The organism is Clostridium sp. CM028, from assembly GCF_030585565.1.
GTDB lineage: Bacteria > Bacillota > Clostridia > Clostridiales > Clostridiaceae > Clostridium_AD > Clostridium_AD estertheticum_B.
This window is the reverse complement of record NZ_CP077766.1, coordinates 190,189-210,762: the sequence shown is the minus strand read 5'-3', so window position 1 is coordinate 210,762 and position 20,574 is coordinate 190,189. Positions and strand designations below refer to the sequence as shown.

Genomic DNA, 20,574 nt, shown 5'->3' with positions numbered 1-20,574 from the left:
AATTAAAATAAGAGTTAGGCAGAACCTAACTCTTACTTTATTTCAACAACTACTTTTTTATTTTCTTTAACAGCAGCTGCCTTAACAACCGTTCTAATAGCTTTAGCTATTCTACCTTGTTTACCTATAACTTTTCCCATATCCTCATGAGCTACAGATAATTCAAGAAGTACTGCATGCTCATGTGCTACTTCGTTTACTACTACCATTTCTGGTTTATCAACTAAATACTTTGCCAATACTTCAAGTAACTGTTTCATGGAAAACTCCTCCATTCATTACTTACAAACTTTTCTAGTTGACTGCTATTTTGCTAAGTAACCTTTTAACTGTATCAGATGGTTGTGCACCATTTTTCATCCACTTAGTTGCTTTTTCAACATCAATTTTAATAGTAGTTGGCTCTGTTGTTGGGTTATAGTATCCTATTTCTTCTATAAATCTTCCATCTCTAGGAGCTCTTGAATCTGCAACTACTACTCTATAAAATGGAGCATGTTTAGCACCCATTCTTTTTAATCTTATTTTAACTGCCATGTATAATCACCTCCTTAAATTTAATCATTGCTCAAGTAGTTTTATTAAAAAGGCATTTTACCAAACAGACCTTTTTTACCAGGTTTTTGGAATCCTTTTGCTTGCTTCATAAATTTCTTTGCCATTTCAAAATCTTTTAACAGCTTATTTACTTGCTGTACCAATGTGCCTGACCCATTAGCAATTCTCTTTTTTCTAGAAGAAGAACCACTAATTAAACTAGGATGCGTTCTTTCTGATATAGTCATTGATTTTATGATAGCTTCAACTTTTCCCATTTCTTTTTCGCTTTGAGACAAATCTACACCCTGTAATTCTTTTTTATTTACACCTGGCATCATTTCAACCAATTTATTCAATGGTCCAAGCTTTTTCATCTGTTGCATCATTGCTAAAAAATCATTTAGATTGAATTCTTGAGATAGCATTCTGCTTCCAAGTTCTTTTGCTTCATCTTCATTTATAGCTTCCTGAGCTTTTTCTATTAATGAAAGCACATCCCCCATACCAAGTATTCTTGATGCCATTCTATCTGGATAGAAAACTTCCAAATCATTCATTTTTTCGCCAACACCAACGAATTTTATAGATTTACCAGTTATTGCTTTAATTGATAAAGCTGCACCACCTCTTGTATCACCATCTAACTTAGTCAAAATTATTCCAGTTATATCCAGCTGCGAATTAAAACTATCTGCTACATTAACTGCATCCTGACCAGTCATAGAATCTACAACAAGCATTATTTCGCTTGGCTTAACACTTGATTTTATATTTTGAAGTTCCTCCATTAAAGTTTCATCTATATGAAGTCTTCCTGCTGTATCTATTATAACTACATTATTACCATTATCTTTAGCAAAGTCTAATGATGCTTTTGCTATATCTACAGGGCTCACATTCTCTCCCATGGTAAAAACCGGAACATCAATTTGTTTTCCTACTACCTGTAATTGTTTAATTGCAGCTGGCCTATATACATCACAAGCAACCAATAGTGGTTTTTTGTTTTTTCGTTTCAGTGAAAGGGCAAGTTTCCCACCCATTGTGGTTTTACCGGCACCTTGAAGACCAACAAGCATTATAACTGTTATCCCATTTATAGAAAACTCTAACTTACTTTCTGAATTACCCATTAAATCAGTTAACTCATCATTAACAATTTTGATGACCTGTTGCCCTGGTGTTAAGCTTTCTAATACTCCATTACCTAAACACTTTTCGCTAACATTTTTCACAAAATCTTTAACCACTTTATAGTTAACATCTGCTTCAAGCAATGCTAATTTTACTTCTCTCATAGCATTTTTAATATCTTTTTCGGAAAGCTTACCCTTACCTTTTAATTTTTTTATGGTATCCTGTAACTTAGAAGATAACCCTTCAAAAGCCATAATAAACCTCCTAAATGTTTTCAATAATCTGGGTTTTTATATCACATATAATCTTATTTATATTTTCATCTTTTATATTAACTTGTAAGTTATCTAATTTTGATATAATGTCTTTTAAAGTTTCTTTTAGTTCATGATTTTTATTTAATAACTTTAATTTTTCTTCATATACTAAAAGCACATTATCAGATCTTTTAATGGTATCATGAATAGCTTGCCTGCTAGTATTATTTATCTCTGCTATTTCTGATAAAGAGAGGTCATTATTAAAATACATATCCATTATGTTTCTCTGCTTTTCAGTAAGCAATTCACCATAAAAATCTAATAATAAAGAAATTTCAAATCTTTTTTCCATTTCATCACCTTGCTCACAAGTCATATATTATCAGATTTTAAATGCAGTGTCAAGTAGTTTTACTTAACAGGTCAATATTTTTATATGAACCAGTGTCTTAGATCTACATTTTAAAATAAAGCCTCTACGAAATCCTTTGAATTAAACTCTTGTAAATCATCTACACCTTCACCAACGCCTATATATTTAACCGGTATATCAAGTTGATTTTTTATTGATATTACAACGCCACCTTTAGCCGTGCCATCTAATTTAGTTAGTATTATACCATCTATAGGACATATCTTCATAAATTGTTTAGCTTGCTCAACTCCATTTTGTCCTGTTGTACCATCAATTACTAATAAAGTTTCCATATGGGCCTCACTATACTCTCGCTTAATCACCCTATTTATTTTTGCTAATTCATCCATAAGATTCTTTTTATTATGTAGCCTACCTGCCGTATCACAAATTAGAACATCAACTTTCCTTGCTTTGGCTGCTTGAACAGCATCAAAAACCACAGCCGCAGGATCAGACCCCTCTTGATGTTTTATTAATTCCACGCCTGCTCTACTGCTCCAAATCTCTAACTGATCAATTGCTGCCGCTCTGAACGTATCCGCTGCAGCAATGAGAACTTTATATTTCTTGTCTTTTAGCGATGCAGCGATTTTACCAATGGAAGTGGTTTTACCAACACCATTAACCCCAATTATCAAAAGTACCTCCGGTAGATTTGCATGTTGTATTGGGTTTTCATTTTCACCTAATATGTCAATCAAAACTTCTTTTAAACATGGCCAGATTTCTTCTGGTTCTTTTATTTTGTCTTCCTTCACCTTTTTTTTAAGCTTTTCAATGACATGAATAGAAGTCTCTACCCCTATATCTGATGTGATTAATATTTCTTCTAGTTCCTCATATAATTCATCGTCAATTGTAATGGCTAAGTTTAGTACTTCACTGACTTTTTCTGTGATGCTATTTCTTGTTTTTGCTAGTCCGTCTTTTAATTTTCCAAAAAAATTTCCAAACATTTCTACTCCTCCTTGTTTATTTTTTGTAACAAAGTAATTATTATAAATAATTTTACTTATTCAAATCCACAGATACTATTTTTGACACTCCCTTTTCCTCCATGGTAACCCCATATAATACATCTCCAGCTTCCATAGTTCCCTTCCTGTGAGTTATTATAATAAACTGAACATTATCCGAAAATCTCTTTAAAAATTCAGCATACCTAACTACATTCGCATCATCAAGTGCTGCTTCAATTTCATCTAAAATGCAAAAAGGTGTTGGCTTCATCTTTAATATTGCAAATAATAATGCTATTGCGGATAAAACTTTTTCTCCACCAGACATTAAACTTATGTTTTGAAGTTTTTTCCCTGGTGGTTGAACATTAATATCAATTTTGGCAGTAAGTTCGTCGCCTTCTGTAAGTATTAAATCTGCACTTCCACCCTTAAATAATTCCGTGAAGGTTTCATTAAAATTTTGTCTTAATATAATAAAATTTTCTGCAAATATTTGTTTCATTTTTTCAGTCATTTCACCTATTACAGTTAATAATTCGTTTTTCGCTAAAACCAAATCTTCTTTTTGACCATTCATAAAAGTGAATTTATCTTTAACTTCTTTATATTCTTCAATCGCACTAACATTAATTTTACCAAGCATTGATATTGCCGCTTTTAGTGCTATTATTTCCTTTTTAAGCTTATCAATGTCTTCAATTTCATTTTTAAATTGCAATGCTTCCGCATATGTTAATTCAAAGTCATCGTTCAGTTTCTGATAGTAAGTATCCTTTTCCATTTTAACTTTCGCAAGGGCTAATTCACATTTGTGCATTTCTTTTTCGGTTTTTTCTAGCACTTGCGAAACATTTTCTAAATGCTCCACACTTATTTTTATATGCTCTTTAATTTTAATTCTTTTAATTTCATTGTCTTCAAATTTTTTTTCCGTTTTTTCTAGTATACTCATTATTTCTTTTACTTTTACTTCGGCACTTTGAATTGAAAATAAATTTTTGTTTTTATTTTTCATGGATTCTTCTATTTCTCTAGAAAATACAATTATTTTTTCATTATATACCGATATTTCATCATTTAATCTTTGAATTTCAGATCGCTTATTATGTATTGTTTCATCAATTTGAGCTTTTTTTATCTTAGCATCAATAATTGATTCTTTTATATTTTCAATTTCTTGCAATTTATCTTTTAATTTAAAATCAACCTTGTTAAGACTTTGTTGTATTTCATCTTTCGCATGAATAAATTTAGCAACAGATTCATTTTTTTCATCAATTTCTTTATTTCCCTTTTCAAGTTTACCCTCTTCTAATGACTTTTCAGTGTTTAGAGCCATTATATTGTTTTTTAATCTGTTTGTTTCATTAATTATTGAGCTTACTTTAGCTTCCACCTTCGTTACTTCAATATTTTCAAAGTGAACCTTATCCTTTAAATTTAAGTTTTCTTCGTTTAACCCTAAAATTTCAGATTTGCTTTGTTTTATTTTTTCCAAGTAAATAATTGATTCATCTTTTAACACATCTAAATCCTTAGCCAACTCTTTTATTTCTCTTTTTCTACCAATTATGCTTGAAGTCTTTGAATATACGCTTCCACCAGTTAACGAACCGCCAACGTTTATAATTTCTCCTGATAATGTAACGATTTTATATCTAAAATTATTTTTTTTAGATATTTGGAGGGCCGAATTCATATCTTTACATATAATTGTCCTACCTAAAATAAATGCAATAACTTCACTAAATTTCTCATCATAACTTATTAATTCATTTGCCATTCCAACAAATCCAGGATTGTTTTTAGTTTCATTATCAATTGTAAGTCTTTTACCCTTAATAATGTTTAAAGGTAAAAATGTTGCTCTTCCGAGATTGTTTACCTTCAAAAAATCTATTAATAATTTTGCCACGGTTTCATCTTTAGTTATTATATGTGATATAGATCCCCCCAAGGCAATTTCTATAGCTACTTCTAAATTTTTTTCCACCTTTATAATTTCTCCAAGTACAAAACACTCACGAATATTTCCTACTTTACCTTCATTCACGTGTTGCATTAAATTTTTTACCGATTTATTATAACCTTCATGCTTTTTTTCCAAAGTTGTAAGTACATTAAAATTAGCTTCTGTTTTATTAATTTTAAAATTACAATTTTTCATAGTTCTTTCATTAAACGTTAGAATGTTTTGTAATTTATCACTTTCTTTTTTATTATCCCTAACCTTACTTTCATAGCGAACTATTTTATCTTTAAATTCTTCCATTTGACTTTCAAATACTGTTTTTGTATTCGCATTGATTTTTATTGAATTGTCGAAATTTTCAATGTTATTTTTCAAAGTATCAATTCTTTTTTTAGAGATATCCATGTTATTTTTTAAAATTAATAGATTATTGGTAAATTCAATAGTTTTATCAATGCTGCTTTGCTCTTTTTCCTTAAGAGTTTTAGCTTCATCACTTTCAATCGCTATATTTCCCTCAATACCCTTAATTTTTATTTCTTCATATTGAATTTTTTCTACTATTTCCATTTGAGTATTTTTTATAATATTCAAAGAATCTTCTGATACATCCTTATTGCGTTTAAATTCCAATAAATTTTTACGAATAATATCGCTCTCATTTGATGTTTTATCAATTGCTTTTGCTAAATTATCTATTCTTTCATTTAGTATCTTTATTTCAGAGACATTATTTTGGTAAATCAACTTATTGTTGTAATATATTTGTTTTTCTTCTCGGTTTTTATTTTCAAATGTTTCAAATTCACTGTTCCAGTATTCAACATCTTTCTTAAATTGGGTTTTTCCCTTTGTGCTTTGTATTACTTCGCCATCTAATTCAGTACCTTCATCGTGTAATCTTTTAATTTTTTCTTCAACCTTATTAATGGAGTCAATAATTATGCTAACCTCTTTGCTTTTTAATTCTTCAAAAAGTTTTAAAAATTTCTTTGCCTTTTCGCTTTCATTCATTAATGGTTCTAGTCTTTCTTCATAAGTGCTTAAAATATCTTCTATTCTAATCAAATTTTGATCTGTACTATCTAATCTCTTTTCTGCTTCTTCTTTTCTTGTTTTAAACTTAACAATTCCTGCAGCCTCTTCAAACAATTTTCGTCTTTCCTCAGTTTTACCACTTAAAATAGCATCAATTTTACCTTGACCAATAATTGAGTATCCTTCTTTTCCTATACCAGTATCCATAAAAAGCTGTTGAACATCTTTTAATCTACAAGATGTATTGTTTATTAAATATTCGCTTTCTCCTGAACGATATAATCTTCTCGAGATTGTAACATTAGAATAATCAATGTCCAGTCCAGAATCGCTATTATCCAAAATCAAGGAAACTTGCGCCAGGCCAACCGGTTTCCTAAACTGTGTGCCAGCGAATATAATATCCTCCATTTTATCTCCTCTTAAGTTTCGTGCACTTTGTTCTCCGAGGACCCACCTAACAGCATCAGATATATTGCTTTTACCACTTCCATTTGGCCCAACTACTGCCGTAATTCCCTTCGTGAATGTTAACTCTGTTTTATCTGCAAAGGATTTAAATCCTCTTATTTCAATAGATTTTAAGAACATTAAAACACTCTCCTATTTTACCTAAATAGCATTGGCGATATAAATCCTATAATAAAAATTACAACTATACTATAAATAAATACCTTTGTATATTTATCTCTTGTTTTCTTTTTCATAATTCACCTCATATTTTTATTTTTTTCTTTAATATAAATAAAGTATATATTACTACAAATAATTTAACGTAATATATACTTTATTTAACGTGCAAGGATAGACACTATATTCTATACACCAAATTAAAATCCTTCTTTATACTTTGAGGACACATACTCATGTATGGTCATAATAATGCATTTTTCTTCTTTAGATATACTAATACTTCCACGGCTAATGGTAATATCTTGGGATATTTCTATTGAAACTGTTTTTATTTGTTTTTTTATGCCATAAAAAAAACTTTTGCCATTAGCGTAAAGTTTTGAAATGTCTTTTGGATTTATTTTCACTAAAACTTTATTAACGCCCGTGTCACTTTTAAAATTATTCACTATAACATCATATAATAAATCATTATATATACTGCCTTCAACTAATTCTCTAAATGCAGGATGAAATGGTCCTGCAACTAAATCATTGCCTTCTGAGATTTCAACAGTTGGCTGTAATCCTATCCTGATCACATTTATTTGGTTTGCTACCATCATAATGTAAATAATCTTACTTATGTTTACTGCTTCACTTAATGAATAAGGTTTGAATTCTTGCTTTATATACATGCTCTCCATAGGTGTATCTTTAATCACAAGTGCCGGATATATCCGACAAATATCTGGCTTAAGATCAATCGCTCTTTTGGCTGTCTCTATATCTTTATTTATATTATCTCCTGGAAGGCCTATCATTATTTGGTGTCCTAAAACAAAACCATACTGCTTTATAAGTTTTGAAGCATTCACTACATCACTTGCAGTGTGACCTCTTCCAGACTTTAATAACACTTCTTCATCAAGGGATTGTACTCCGAGTTCTATAATATCTACAGAGTATTTTTTTAGATTGCTCAATATTTTATCATTAATATAATCTGGCCTTGTAGATAATCTAATGAATTTTATTTTATTATCATCTTTTAATTTCTTAGCAACAGTTAAAAGTTCTATTTGCTTTTCCATTTTTATAGCTGTGAAAGTTCCTCCAAAAAATGATACCTCAATAATAGCATCATCATTATTTATTGTTTTCAAATATTCATTTACCGTTTGCTCCACATACATTGCATCAACTTTTGTTGATGTTCCTGTTATGCTATTTTGATTACAAAATACACAATCATGTGGGCAACCCTCATGTGGAACGAAAATAGGAATAATGTAATGCAAATTACTCATGTACATCCTCCTGATTCATCATAACCTGTTTTGCTGCATTTTGCTCTGCTTCTTTTTTACTATAACCTTGCCCTGAGCCTTTTACACAATCATTTATTAATAGGCTTACAAAAAATTTTCTCTTGTGTGGTGGCCCTTCAAATTTCACAAGTTCATAGCAAATATTTACTTCCCCATTCTGCTGAAATATTTCCTGAAGCTTAGTCTTATAATCCAAAACTATCTCGTTGCTAATTGCTTTCTCAATGATTTCTTTAAAGTTGTTAAGTATAAATGAATTAGAATATTCTATTCCTTTATCCAAATATACAGCAGCAATTATTGCTTCAACACAATCAGCCAATATTGAAACTCTATTTCTACCACCAGTAATTTCTTCACCTTTGCTCATGTTCATGTACTTTCCAAGTTCCCATACGTTTGCAATATCGCACAGCGAATTTTCGCAAACAATTAGGGACCTAATTTTAGTTAAGTATCCTTCAGGTTTTTCCGTAAAGCGACTGTATAAGTATTCGGATATTACAAGTTGTAATACAGAATCGCCCAAGAACTCAAGCCTTTCATTAAATTCAACCTTCTTTTTCTGATTTGCATAGGAACTGTGGGTTATTGCTGTTTTCAATAACTCTTTATCACTAAAATTCAATTTCAGTTCCTTCTCAAGTTCCTGTAATTTTATATCGTACTTCATAATCATTCCTCCTTTTCGGAAGTTTATTTAAATAATGTTTTCTTCATTCGCAAGATTCTTCAAGTTTATTATTCAATTTACTTAGCCTGACAAATAAAACAATACATTTACTGGTTATCTTAGAAAGATAACTTTTATAGTAAATTCAAAAATAAGTTTGAAAAAGCTAAAGGCCCGCAATACTGCGGGACCTCATGTTACTCTTCTGAGTGAATTTTAATATATTCCACTATATCGCCAACAGTCGCAATTTTCTCAACATCTTCATCCGGAATTTCTATATCGTACTCTTCTTCGAGTGCCATAATTAATTCTACGATATCAAGAGAATCAGCGCCTAAATTATTCATAAAAGATGATTCCATTTTTATTTCTTCTTCATCTATGCTTAATTGCGATGCTATACACGCTCTAATTTTTTCAAACATAATATACTCACCTCCTTACCTTTCTATATTATACCTAACAATTATTACAAGTTCTCATTTATGTTCTTTTCCTGCTGAGATAATTTTTCAATTTCTAATTTTAATTTATCTACAACATTATTTTCATAAAATATTGTAGCTTGTCTAATTGCATTTTTAAAAGCTTTAGAATCTGAACTACCATGAGCTTTTATGCAAATCCCATTTACTCCGAGAAATGCAGCTCCGCCATATTCTTTATAGTCGAAATCCTTTTTAAAGCTTTTAAAAATTGGTTTTAATAGCATTCCTCCAAATTTAGTTCTGAAGGATCCCATTATTCTTGTTTTTAATAAATCAAATACACTAGCAACAACACCTTCATATAGCTTTAAAATTACATTTCCTGTAAATCCATCACAAACTATAACATTGACGTCTCCAGTTGGAATTTCTCTAGCTTCCACATTGCCTACAAAATTTAAATCTGCTTCTTTTAATAGTTTATGAGCTGATTTTGAAAGTTCATTACCCTTTTCTTCTTCAGTTCCTATATTCACAAGACCTACTGATGGACTAGCTATTTTTAAAATGTTTTCAAAATATGTTTTCCCCATAAGTCCAAATTGCACTAAATAATGAGGTTTACATTCTGCATTTGCTCCACAGTCAATTATCATAAAGGGGCCTTTTTTACCTGGCACTATTGGTGCTAGAGCCGGTCTATCTATACCTTTTATTCTTCCTACTATAAGTGTACATCCAGCTAAAAAAGCACCTGTACTTCCAGCTGAAATAATAGCATCTGCCTCTCCATTTTTCACAAGATTCAATGCTTTTACGAGGCTTGAATTCTTTTTGCGTTTAACCGCCATTACAGGATGTTCATTTGTACTAATAACTTCTATAGCATCAACAATTTTTATTTTGTTACAATCATAAGTATACTTCTTTAGTTCTTCGCGAATTAATTGTTCAGGACCAGTTATTACTATATCTATATCATATTCTTTTATAGCTGCGATGCAACCTTCAACCACAGCATTTGGAGAAAAATCTCCACCCATTCCATCTACAACAACTACCATTTTAAACCCTCACTTTAAATGTGCATTATAACAAACAAATAAATACAAATAAATATTTATTTATATTTATTTGTTTGTTTATATTATATACCATAGTGCGCAAATAATTCTAGTATTAATAATACCAGAATACAAATATAATTGTATTTAAAAAATAAAAAGAAAGTCTTTCGACTTTCCTTTTTATTTTTGCTCCATTGAAACAACTTCTCTATTTTTGTAATATCCACAGTTTTTACATACTCTGTGCGAAAGTTTCATATCGTGGCACTGAGGACACTCAACTATTCCTGGTAAACCAAGTTTAAATGTTTGCGCTCTTCGAGAATCTCTTCTACCTTTAGAAAATTTTCTAGCAGGATTTCCCATTGTAACACCTCCTTAATCAGTTAAAAACAGTTCTTTTAGTTTTGCCAACCTTGGATCAACATCGTCAATTGCACATTTACATGCACTATGATTTAGATTGATTCCACAATGATGGCATAACCCTTTGCAATCTTTATTACAAAGTTTTTTTATAGGCAGCATAGAAATGATATTATTTTCCATAATTTCATTTAAATCTAATCTATCATTTTCAATAAAAATAATATCCTCATCTTCACTCTTTAGAGTTTTTGACAATCTTTCATTTAATTCAATATGTATTGAATAAGAAAAAGTCTCAAGACACCTAGAACAAGCAAGTAATAGTTCTGTCTCCATACTTCCAGTTAAATCTATTTCATCATCGATAGATTTTAAAATTAAATGCGTTTTAACTGGTTTAGAAAATTGTACAAATTCATTATCATAGAAAAACTTATCTTTTTCCAAATCTAAATGAAGTTCTTTTCTTTTGTTTTTATTACTAAATAATTCTGAAACGTCTATTACCATATTATCCACTCTGAAAAACTAAATACTATTTAGTTCTAGTTCTTCTCATATAAAGAAAATCTTTATACCTTGTATAAAAAAATATACAGCTCGAGCAAAGCTTCCGCGTCCCTCCTAACTAAATAGTTTTTTACTTACATCAAACACAGTTAATTATATAAACAATACAGTAAAAAGTCAAGAATTATTTATTATAGACATTAGCAATAATTTTATTTTATTAAAGCCTTCGTGTCTCTTGCTATTACTAATTCTTCATTTGTTGGTATAACAAGTATTTTAGTTTTAGAATCTTCTGTACTTATTTCTGCCTCTTTTCCGCGAATCTTATTCTTTGCCTTATCTAAGACTGCTCCCAAGAACTCTAGTCCCTTGCATATATCTTCTCTTGTTTCTGGAGAGTTTTCACCAAGTCCGGCAGTGAATATAATTGCATCTACTCCGCCCATTACTGCAGCATAAGATCCTATAAATTTCTTAACTTTATAGACAAATATATCAAGCGCTAACTGTGCTCTATGATTTCCATCTTTCCATGCAGCATCTTCTATATCTCTAAAGTCACTGCTTACCCCTGATATTCCTAAAACGCCTGATTTTTTATTCATTAAATCATTAGCTTCATCAATTGTTAATTTTAATTCTTGCATTATATATATTATTATAGCTGGGTCTATATTTCCGCATCTAGTTCCCATAGCTATTCCTTCAAGTGGAGTAAATCCCATACTTGTTTCTACTGATTTACCATTTTGCACTGCAGAAATACTTGCTCCATTTCCTAAGTGACAAGTAATTAATTTTAGATCTTTTATGTCTTTACCCATCATTTTTGCAGCTTTATCTGAAACATATTTGTGAGATGTTCCGTGGAATCCATATTTTCTAATACCATGTTTAGTATAAAGGTCATACGGAAGTGGGTATATGTATGCAACTTCTGGCATTGTCTGATGAAACGCGGTATCAAATGTAGCTACCATAGGCGTACTAGACATTAATGCTTTACAAGCATTAATCCCGATTATATTAGCTGGATTATGAAGTGGTGCAAGTTTTGCACATTCTTCTAAGTTCTTCATCACTTCATCATTAATTATAACTGATTCTGCATATTTTTCTCCACCATGAACAATTCTATGTCCCACTGCATCTATTTCTGATAAATCTTTAATAACACCATGATCACAATCTACAAGTGCGCCAATTACTAATCTAATAGCATCTGTATGATCTTTCATAGTCTCTTCAATAATATATTTTTCCCCATTAACCTTTTGCGTTAATTTTGAACCTTCCATTCCTATTCTTTCTATTAATCCGAGTGCTAAACATTCTTCATTTTCCATGTTTATTAATTGATACTTAAGTGATGAACTTCCACAGTTTATGACTAATACTTTCATTAAATTTTCCTCCTAATAATATATATTTAAATTATATGTTTTATATAAGTTTATTTTGAATTTGAGCTTGAACCGCAGTAACTGCAACAACATTAACTATGTCATCCACACTGCATCCTCTTGATAAATCATTTATAGGCTTTGCAAATCCTTGACAAACCGGTCCGATAGCTTTTGCTTTAGCAAATCTTTGCACTAATTTATATCCAATATTTCCAGATTGTATGTCTGGAAATATTAAAACGTTTGCGTTTCCAGCTACAGTACTATTTGGTGCTTTTTGTTTTGCTACACTAGCAACAATCGCTGCATCTAACTGAAGTTCTCCGTCAATTTGTAAATCAGGTCTAGCCTTCTTTGCAATTTCAGTAGCATTTACTACTTTATCAACTAATTCATGCTTTGCACTTCCTCTAGTTGAAAAAGACAACATTGCAACCTTAGGTTCAAAATCGCATAACAATCTTGCATTATCTGCAGTGCTAATAGCTATAGCTGCTAGGTCCTCCGCATTAGGGTTTATATTAACAGCGGAATCTGCAAATAAAAGCAGTCCATCTTCTCCATATTCATCGTGAGGCAATTCCATTATAAAGAAACTTGAAATAATCTTAATTCCTGGTGCAGTTTTAATAATTTGCATTCCAGGCCTAAGTAAATCTCCTGTATAATGTACAGCTCCGGAAACCATTCCATCAGCTTCTCCCATCTTAAGCATCATAGTTCCAAAATACACACAATCTTGCATTGTTTCAGACGCTTTTTCTAGAGTCATTCCTTTATTTTTTCTTATCTCATAAAATTCCTTTGCATAAAAATCAGTTCTTTCAGAAGTTTTTGGGTCTACAATTTCTATACCTTCAATGCTAACTGATAACTTAGCTGCTTTTGCTTGTATTACACTTTTATCTCCTATTAATATTACCTCGGCTAGTGAATTATTTTTGATGATTTCACTAGCTTTTATAGTCCTCTCTTCTTCTCCCTCTGGAAGTACTATTCTTTTTTTATCTGCCTGTGCCAATTTACACATTCTAGCTATAAATGCCATTCTTATTGCCCCTCTCGTTTATTATCAACTTAATATACAATAATAATATACACCCTTTGCCCTATACATTTCAACATAAAACTACAAAATCATTTACATATATTATATTTTAAATATTCTTAATTTTCATCCTTTTTGTCTTTTTTGAAATATATGTACTTTAATTAATTCATTTTATATTATATAATATGTATAAGTTTTAACGACATTTCAGAATATAATTATTGCATTATTTTTAGTGGTTTCTCTTTAGACATAAATTATTAGCTTATATTTATATGAGCTTTCATGAGGTGATTTAATGAATATTTCAGGTATAATTGTTGAATATAATCCATTACATAACGGTCACGTATATCATATTAATAAAACCAAGGAGCTCACAAACTGTGATGCCTTAATTTGTGTTATGAGTGGGAATTTTACTCAACGTGGTATTCCATCAAGTATAGACAAATGGACAAAAACTAAAATGGCATTAAATAACGGAGTAGATTTAGTAATAGAGCTACCAACTATCTACAGCGTATCATCAGCAGATTTTTTTTCCTTTGGCGCTGTAAGTCTTCTAAACAGCCTAGGAGTAGTGGATAATATTTGCTTTGGTAGTGAACATGGAAATATTAATGATTTATATAATATTTCCAATATATTACTTCAAGAACCTATTGAATTTAAATCACTGTTAAAAACTTATTTATCAAAAGGTATCACTTACCCTTTAGCAAGATCTAATGCACTTTATGATTATTTGATGAATTCAAAATTGGACATATCAGACTTATTATTAGATAACTGTTTAAATTCACCTAATAATATACTAGGTATAGAGTATTGCAAAAGCTTAATCAAGTTAAAAAGTTCTATTACACCTTACACATTAAAAAGAGAAGGTGCATCTTATAACAGTGATCTTTTACATAATGAATTTTCAAGCGCGACAGCTATAAGAAAATTTTTGAAAGAAAATGGTTCTTTAATAAAACTTGCAGGTCATATCCCAAGTTCAGTATTAACTGAACTTCAAAACTTATACTCGAAAAATTATGAATTTACATTTGAAGATTCCATGTTCCCGTATATTAAACATAAATCTGCTACATCAAAAAATTCTTTAGTAAATTTACCAGACGTATCTGAGGGTCTTGATAATAGGATTATTAGCTCCTTACAAAATAGTTTAAGTTACTCTAGTGCACTGGCCAATATAAAAAGCAAACGCTACACTTACACTCGCATTAGTAGAATATTATGTCAATATTTTATAGGATTTGATAGCTTTGATACTAAAAAATTAAGATCAATGCCTTGCCCTTATGCTCGAATTTTAGGATTTAACTCAAATGGAAAGTCAATTCTAAAATCTATAAAATCAAACAGTAGCATTCCGCTTTATACTAAAATTCCTAAAAAGTGCAATGACACCATGCAACTAGATACTCAGTCTACAAGGGCTTATAGCATTATAAATAGTAGTATAAGTCATAATAGCGATTATTTGATATCGCCTATAATTATAAAGTAAAAATAAATGCTGCTATCATAAATAGATAGTAGCATTTATTATATTTAAAATTAGTGTTTCCAACACATAAATTTATGAAAATTTAAATATATTTAATACAGTAATACTTAAAAAGGGGTCTAACATTGAAATTACTATTAATTATATTATTAATTTTCATAATATTATTATTATTTGAACTATTTAAAGCTTTGAAGATAAATCTATCAATAACATTAATTTGTTCTCTTTTTATTCTACAAATAATAATAGCTCCTAATATTTGTATCCAGTACACTATCTCTGGTGCAAAATTGTTTTTCAATTCAATTTTTCCTTCTCTTTTTCCATTTTTAGTTGTAATAAATATTATAATAAGCTACGACGGCATTCATATTTATTCTAAATTGTTAGGCAATCTAATTTGTAAACCCTTAAAGCTACCAAAAGAATGTAACTTTGCTCTTTTAGTTAGTTTACTATGTGGTTATCCCCTTGGTGCGAGATACACTTGCGATTTGTACGAAAAAAATATAATTGATTTAAATACCTGTGAACGATTGCTAAATATAGCTTCTAATGCAAGCCCACTTTTTATTATAGGCGCAGTGGGCGCTTCTATGATGTCAAATGCTAAAATTGGTTATATGTTAATACTCTCTAATATTCTCTCTTGCATGTTTATGGGATTTATTATTCCCTCAAAAGATTCTTATTTTAAAATTAAAAATAGAGGTGACAATTTTTCAAGAAACCATCCACCCACCACAAATATTGGCATGATATTGAAAAACAGTATTGAAGATGCCATGAAGAATGCCTTAAATATCGGTGGTTTTATTGTAATATTCTCCGTAATAACAGGATTAATTAAAGACAATGTAATATTTCACATTGCCCTTAATAAGTTTTCTTTAATTATTGGCTGTTCTGGGAATTTTATAGAAGGGTTATTATTAGGAATGTTAGAGATGACTAACGGATGCTATTTAATATCCTCTAGTAATTCAAATCTGTATGTAAAACTTCCAGTTTTGAGTTTTTTAATTGCTTTTAGTGGTTTGTCTATAATTTCTCAAGTTTATAGCTATACCTATAAATATGATGTCTCAATAAAAAAATACATTGCTCGAAAGTTTATTCAAGGCATAATTTCCTCAATTTTAACGCTGATTCTATATTGTATTTTTCTACATACTACATCGGTTTTTACTTTTAATAATGTAAGTATATATAAAGTTAGTAATTTATATTTTTTAATATTAATCATTTTATTTATCCCGATATTACTTATAAATATAGTTAAACTATTTCATACTTCTTAGCTCTTTTACATTATCTCTTATTGAAGTTGTGGTATCCGTAACTTCTCCTTGTAGAGATATTAAAAAATCTTGAACATCGCCCTTAATCTTATGAAGCATTTTCTGACCTTTTAATTCAATCTCTTTATCTAATTGGGATAATATTTCATCCGCATAATCTTTAGCCCCAAGCCTCATAATTTTAGCATCTCTCTGAGCTGATGCTATAATTTCTTCAGCTCGAGTTTGTGCTTCTTTAACTAAGTCTTGCTTTTCAACTCTTCTTCTTATTTTATCAATGGTCTCTTCTTCAAAAATTTCAGCTTGTTTTTTTGAATCAACAAGAATTCTTTCTTTTTCATCACAAATCCACTGAGCCTTTTTAAACTCATCTGGCAAATGACTCATAATTTGATCAATTATATCTAATATTTCTCTTTTATTTACAACCACCTTACCTGTAACAGGTATTTTAGAAGAACTTTCAACAATTTCTTGAAGGTATTCTAAAAGTTTTATAACATCCATATTTCCCCCCTATTTAGAATTAATTTTCCTAATAATATCTGGAATAATTTCCTCAGGTACTAATTCTTCAATACATCCTCCAAGCATTGCAACCTGTTTAACTGAAGAGGAACTTATATAGCTATATTCTGTCTTTGTCATCATGAACACAGTTTCCTTACTTGGATCCAATTTGTTATTCATTGATGCCATTTGAAACTCATATTCAAAATCTAAAACACTTCTGAGTCCCTTCACAATGACACTAGCACCCTCTTGATTCATTAGTTGAACAAGTAAACCACTAAACTTCTTCACGCGTACATTGGGTAAATTTTTAACTACATTTTTTATTTGTTCTATTCTCTCATCTACAGAGAAGAGACATTTTTTCTCAGGGTTAACAAGCACTCCTACGATTAATTCATCATAAACTCTAGACGCCCTCTTAATAATATCCAAATGTCCGTTAGTTATTGGATCAAAACTTCCAGGGCAAATTGCTTTTTTCATCTTATTCCTCCACGTTTTCCTCTGAGGTAGGTAACAATTATAAATTGTTACCCTCATGTATTTTCTTAAGGAACTAATAATTCTTAACTATTAGTTCCTTATATTTGTAAAGCAATACAGTAGTATTACCATATTTTCTTAAATCGGAAAGCTGAATAATAGAATTTCCTTCATATATTTCTTCTGAAGAATCTATTTTACAAACAATCAACCCATCTTCCCTTAAAAGGCTATTTGATGCAATAATCTCAATAGCAGGTGGAATCATGTCTTTAGCATATGGTGGATCTATAAAAATCAAATCAAACACAATCTTTTCATCTGCAAATTGTTGCATGTATTTATATGTGTCACCTTTTAAGCACTTGCATTTATCGTTAAACTTTAAATTATCTACATTCTTTTGTAACATATCAAATGTAGTATCACCCATATCAATTAGATAACATTTCTCAGCTCCCCTACTTGCGGCCTCTAGACCTAAGCTACCAGTACCTGAAAACATATCCACGACTACAGCATTTCGTGTTCTATCCTGGATTATATTAAATATAGCTTCTTTTATTCTATCTAATGTGGGCCTCGTTCCCATCCCTACAGGGGACAACAATTTTCTTCCTCTTGCACTTCCTGAAATAATTCTCATATGTTTATTCCTCCATTTAAGCCAGTTTCGATAATATTTTAACATATATATATAATTTATACAAAGAAATTTTTTCTTTAGTTAAAACAAATGTAGTTAGAACTTTGCTCGATTTTTTCTATTATTGCATCCTTTATTTTAACGTCTTCAACATTCCTACTTTGCATTAACTTTTTTGCTTCACTATTTGCAAGTTTTAAAATATCTATATCTTCAATTAAATCTGATAAAATCAACCCTGATTCACCATGCTGCTTGATGCCAAATAATTCTCCTGCGCCTCTATTTTTTAAATCTTCTTCAGCAATAAAAAAACCGTCATTACTTTTTATAAGTATTTCTAATCTTCTTTTCACTATATTATTTGTAATATTCGCCAGTAGTATACAATATGACTTATGCTTTCCTCTTCCTACTCGTCCCCTAAGTTGATGGAGTTGTGCAAGTCCAAATCTTTCTGAGTTTTCAATTATCATAACTGTAGCGTTTGGTACATTTACTCCAACCTCAATTACTGTAGTTGCAATCAGCGCTTTAATTTCTCCAAGTTTAAATTTATCCATGATTTCATTTTTTTGTTTACTTGGCATTTTACCATATATCATCCCTATTTCTATAGAGTCAAAATATTCTTCTTTTAATTTTTCGTAAAGCTTCTCGACTGAACTTAACTTCATCTCCTCATTTTCTTCCACTAATGGACAAACTATGTAAACTTGCCTCCCCATATTAATCTCGTTTAAAGCAAATTCATACACCTTTTTACTATAGGACATACTTTCATAGCTTGTATCAATTTTCTGCCTGCCTGGAGGCAATTCATCTATAATAGATACGTCTAAATCACCATATAAATATAAAGAGAGTGTCCGGGGAATAGGGGTAGCTGTCATTACAAGAATATCAATGTTTTTACCTTTATTAGAAAATCTATTTCTTTGTGATACTCCAAAACGATGCTGCTCATCAGTAACAATCATTCCTAAGTTTTTAAACTCTACATCATCTTCAATAAGTGCATGAGTTCCAACAATAATATCAATGGTTCCATCTTTTAACTCCTGTTTAATTAATTGTTTATTTTTTGCTGTAACACTTCCGCTTAGTAGTTGTATTTTTAGTGAAAAATTTTTTAATACATTTTGAATTTCTTCATAATGTTGCTTTGCTAAGATTTCAGTTGGTGCCATCATAGATGCCTGATACCCATTTTTCACAACATTAAACATAGTAATTATAGCCACTATAGTTTTACCACTTCCAACATCTCCCTGCACCATTCGATTCATTCCTATATCCTTCTTTTGATCTATTAGAATTTCTCTTACAACTTTACTTTGTGCCTTAGTAAGCTGAAATGGAAGTTGCTCCTTTAAGATTATAAGCTCTGGTGCTATTTTAAATTGAATACCATTATTATGATATTTTATAAACTCTTTTAGCATTAATATTTTTAATGAATAAGTGAATAATTCTTGAAATTTAAGCCTTCTCTTTGATTTATTAAGGAGTTCTAAGCTTTTAGGGCTATGTATATTTCGAGCAGCATTATCTAAAGAACAAAAATCATATTTTTCCACAAGCCATTTAGGCAAATTCTCCGTTATTTCAACATCACATAATACGTCAGATATAATTTTATTAAAAAAATTATTTGTAACATTATTTTTAAGTGGATACTTGGCAATAATGTTATTTGTAGCCATAGACGTATTTTTTACTATCTTAGGATTCATAATTGTGATTTCTTCCCTGAATTTATTAACTTTGCCTGTGATAATATATTTATTTGAAATTTTAAAACTATTTTTTGCATAGGTTTGATTAAACCATTTACCTTTGAATCTATTATCCCCTTGGCAAAAAACTATGGTAGAAAGAGTTTTATTATTTTTTAACCTAACATCTTTTAATATATTTAGCACAGTACACTCTACAATGAGTTTTTCACTTTCCGCGCATTTCAGAATGCTTTTATTCGCAGATACATTCTCATAATCTCGTGGAAAATATAATATCAGATCTAATACGTTAAAAATTCCACACTTATTCAAATTTTCTGCCATTTTAGGTCCAACACCCTTTATATATTTTATATCGCTATGAATATCCACCTATACCACTCCAAAAATAAGATTTTAACGAGATTTTAGAAGGAAAGACTCCCACTTCTATAAGTGGGAGTCGCATACCCTAACAGATAGCAAACTTCAGTGGTGGGAATAACAATTGAGAATTGTTATCTACTCCAGAGGTTTACAAAGGGGTAACTCTCCTTTCGAAGTCGTCAATGCATCTTCTGCGAAGATGTTGCAGCTCCGCA

General features: G+C 30.3%; 21 protein-coding genes. 2 read left to right on the top strand and 19 right to left on the bottom strand.

All coding sequences use genetic code 11. From position 1 onward, the window contains the following. Positions 1 to 32 precede the first annotated feature (32 nt). From KTC94_RS01035 to pta, 15 genes are all read right to left on the bottom strand, one after another. A complete protein-coding gene (locus tag KTC94_RS01035; RefSeq protein ID WP_165414011.1) occupies positions 33 to 260 on the bottom strand; it encodes a KH domain-containing protein in 228 nt (75 codons plus the stop codon). Positions 261 to 294: 34 nt separating this feature from the next. Then, a complete protein-coding gene (gene rpsP / locus KTC94_RS01030) occupies positions 295 to 537 on the bottom strand; it encodes a 30S ribosomal protein S16 (protein WP_165414012.1) in 243 nt (80 codons plus the stop codon). Positions 538 to 581: 44 nt separating this feature from the next. Continuing rightward, a complete protein-coding gene (gene ffh / locus KTC94_RS01025; protein ID WP_216302544.1) occupies positions 582 to 1,931 on the bottom strand; it encodes a signal recognition particle protein in 1,350 nt (449 codons plus the stop codon). 10 nt (positions 1,932 to 1,941) lie between these two features. Next, a complete protein-coding gene (locus tag KTC94_RS01020) occupies positions 1,942 to 2,289 on the bottom strand; it encodes a putative DNA-binding protein (protein WP_216302543.1) in 348 nt (115 codons plus the stop codon). A 110-nt stretch (positions 2,290 to 2,399) separates the two neighbouring features. Further along, positions 2,400 to 3,311, bottom strand: coding sequence for a signal recognition particle-docking protein FtsY (ftsY, locus tag KTC94_RS01015; RefSeq protein ID WP_216302542.1), 912 nt, complete (start codon positions 3,309 to 3,311; stop codon positions 2,400 to 2,402). A gap of 52 nt (positions 3,312 to 3,363) precedes the next feature. Then, positions 3,364 to 6,918 (bottom strand): chromosome segregation protein SMC, encoded by a 3,555-nt coding sequence (smc, locus tag KTC94_RS01010; RefSeq protein ID WP_216302541.1) that lies wholly within the window; start codon positions 6,916 to 6,918, stop codon positions 3,364 to 3,366. Between the two features lie 17 nt (positions 6,919 to 6,935). Then, positions 6,936 to 7,034 (bottom strand): DUF4044 domain-containing protein, encoded by a 99-nt coding sequence (locus KTC94_RS01005; protein ID WP_165414017.1) that lies wholly within the window; start codon positions 7,032 to 7,034, stop codon positions 6,936 to 6,938. Positions 7,035 to 7,157: 123 nt separating this feature from the next. Continuing rightward, complete coding sequence (locus tag KTC94_RS01000; RefSeq protein ID WP_216302540.1) at positions 7,158 to 8,249, bottom strand: elongator complex protein 3; 1,092 nt, start codon at positions 8,247 to 8,249, stop codon at positions 7,158 to 7,160. Beyond that, entirely contained in the window at positions 8,242 to 8,943 is a 702-nt protein-coding gene (gene rnc, locus KTC94_RS00995; RefSeq protein WP_369811881.1) for a ribonuclease III, read from the bottom strand. Before rnc ends, KTC94_RS01000 begins: the two co-directional genes overlap by 8 nt. Before the next feature lie 197 nt (positions 8,944 to 9,140). Further along, positions 9,141 to 9,374, bottom strand: a complete 234-nt coding sequence (acpP, locus tag KTC94_RS00990) for an acyl carrier protein (RefSeq protein ID WP_304518712.1) — start codon at positions 9,372 to 9,374, stop codon at positions 9,141 to 9,143. A 41-nt stretch (positions 9,375 to 9,415) separates the two neighbouring features. Further along, entirely contained in the window at positions 9,416 to 10,438 is a 1,023-nt protein-coding gene (gene plsX / locus KTC94_RS00985) for a phosphate acyltransferase PlsX (protein ID WP_220319500.1), read from the bottom strand. Positions 10,439 to 10,621: 183 nt separating this feature from the next. Continuing rightward, positions 10,622 to 10,807: a 50S ribosomal protein L32 gene (gene rpmF, locus KTC94_RS00980; protein ID WP_165414022.1), complete on the bottom strand. Its 186-nt coding sequence runs from the start codon at positions 10,805 to 10,807 to the stop codon at positions 10,622 to 10,624. A gap of 12 nt (positions 10,808 to 10,819) precedes the next feature. Further along, entirely contained in the window at positions 10,820 to 11,320 is a 501-nt protein-coding gene (locus KTC94_RS00975; RefSeq protein ID WP_165414023.1) for a DUF177 domain-containing protein, read from the bottom strand. 212 nt (positions 11,321 to 11,532) lie between these two features. Next, complete coding sequence (locus KTC94_RS00970) at positions 11,533 to 12,726, bottom strand: acetate/propionate family kinase (RefSeq protein WP_165414024.1); 1,194 nt, start codon at positions 12,724 to 12,726, stop codon at positions 11,533 to 11,535. A gap of 40 nt (positions 12,727 to 12,766) precedes the next feature. Next, positions 12,767 to 13,777, bottom strand: coding sequence for a phosphate acetyltransferase (pta, locus tag KTC94_RS00965; RefSeq protein WP_165414025.1), 1,011 nt, complete (start codon positions 13,775 to 13,777; stop codon positions 12,767 to 12,769). 301 nt (positions 13,778 to 14,078) lie between these two features. On the opposite strand from pta, the gene KTC94_RS00960 reads away from it, so the two are divergent. Then, positions 14,079 to 15,302, top strand: coding sequence for a nucleotidyltransferase (locus KTC94_RS00960; protein ID WP_216302536.1), 1,224 nt, complete (start codon positions 14,079 to 14,081; stop codon positions 15,300 to 15,302). Positions 15,303 to 15,427: 125 nt separating this feature from the next. Then, complete coding sequence (gene ylbJ, locus KTC94_RS00955; protein ID WP_216302535.1) at positions 15,428 to 16,606, top strand: sporulation integral membrane protein YlbJ; 1,179 nt, start codon at positions 15,428 to 15,430, stop codon at positions 16,604 to 16,606. Here ylbJ and KTC94_RS00950 read toward each other — a convergent pair. The 4 genes from KTC94_RS00950 to recG form a co-directional block, all read right to left on the bottom strand. Next, complete coding sequence (locus KTC94_RS00950; RefSeq protein ID WP_165413702.1) at positions 16,589 to 17,113, bottom strand: ATPase; 525 nt, start codon at positions 17,111 to 17,113, stop codon at positions 16,589 to 16,591. The two genes, ylbJ and KTC94_RS00950, sit on opposite strands and share 18 nt — an antisense overlap. A 9-nt stretch (positions 17,114 to 17,122) precedes the next feature. Beyond that, positions 17,123 to 17,605 carry a pantetheine-phosphate adenylyltransferase gene (gene coaD / locus KTC94_RS00945; RefSeq protein WP_165413701.1) on the bottom strand — a complete coding sequence of 161 codons (483 nt, stop codon included), beginning with the start codon at positions 17,603 to 17,605 and terminating at the stop codon, positions 17,123 to 17,125. Between the two features lie 73 nt (positions 17,606 to 17,678). After that, complete coding sequence (gene rsmD / locus KTC94_RS00940) at positions 17,679 to 18,251, bottom strand: 16S rRNA (guanine(966)-N(2))-methyltransferase RsmD (RefSeq protein WP_216302534.1); 573 nt, start codon at positions 18,249 to 18,251, stop codon at positions 17,679 to 17,681. 77 nt (positions 18,252 to 18,328) lie between these two features. After that, positions 18,329 to 20,365: an ATP-dependent DNA helicase RecG gene (gene recG / locus KTC94_RS00935; protein WP_216302533.1), complete on the bottom strand. Its 2,037-nt coding sequence runs from the start codon at positions 20,363 to 20,365 to the stop codon at positions 18,329 to 18,331. Positions 20,366 to 20,574 lie beyond the last annotated feature (209 nt).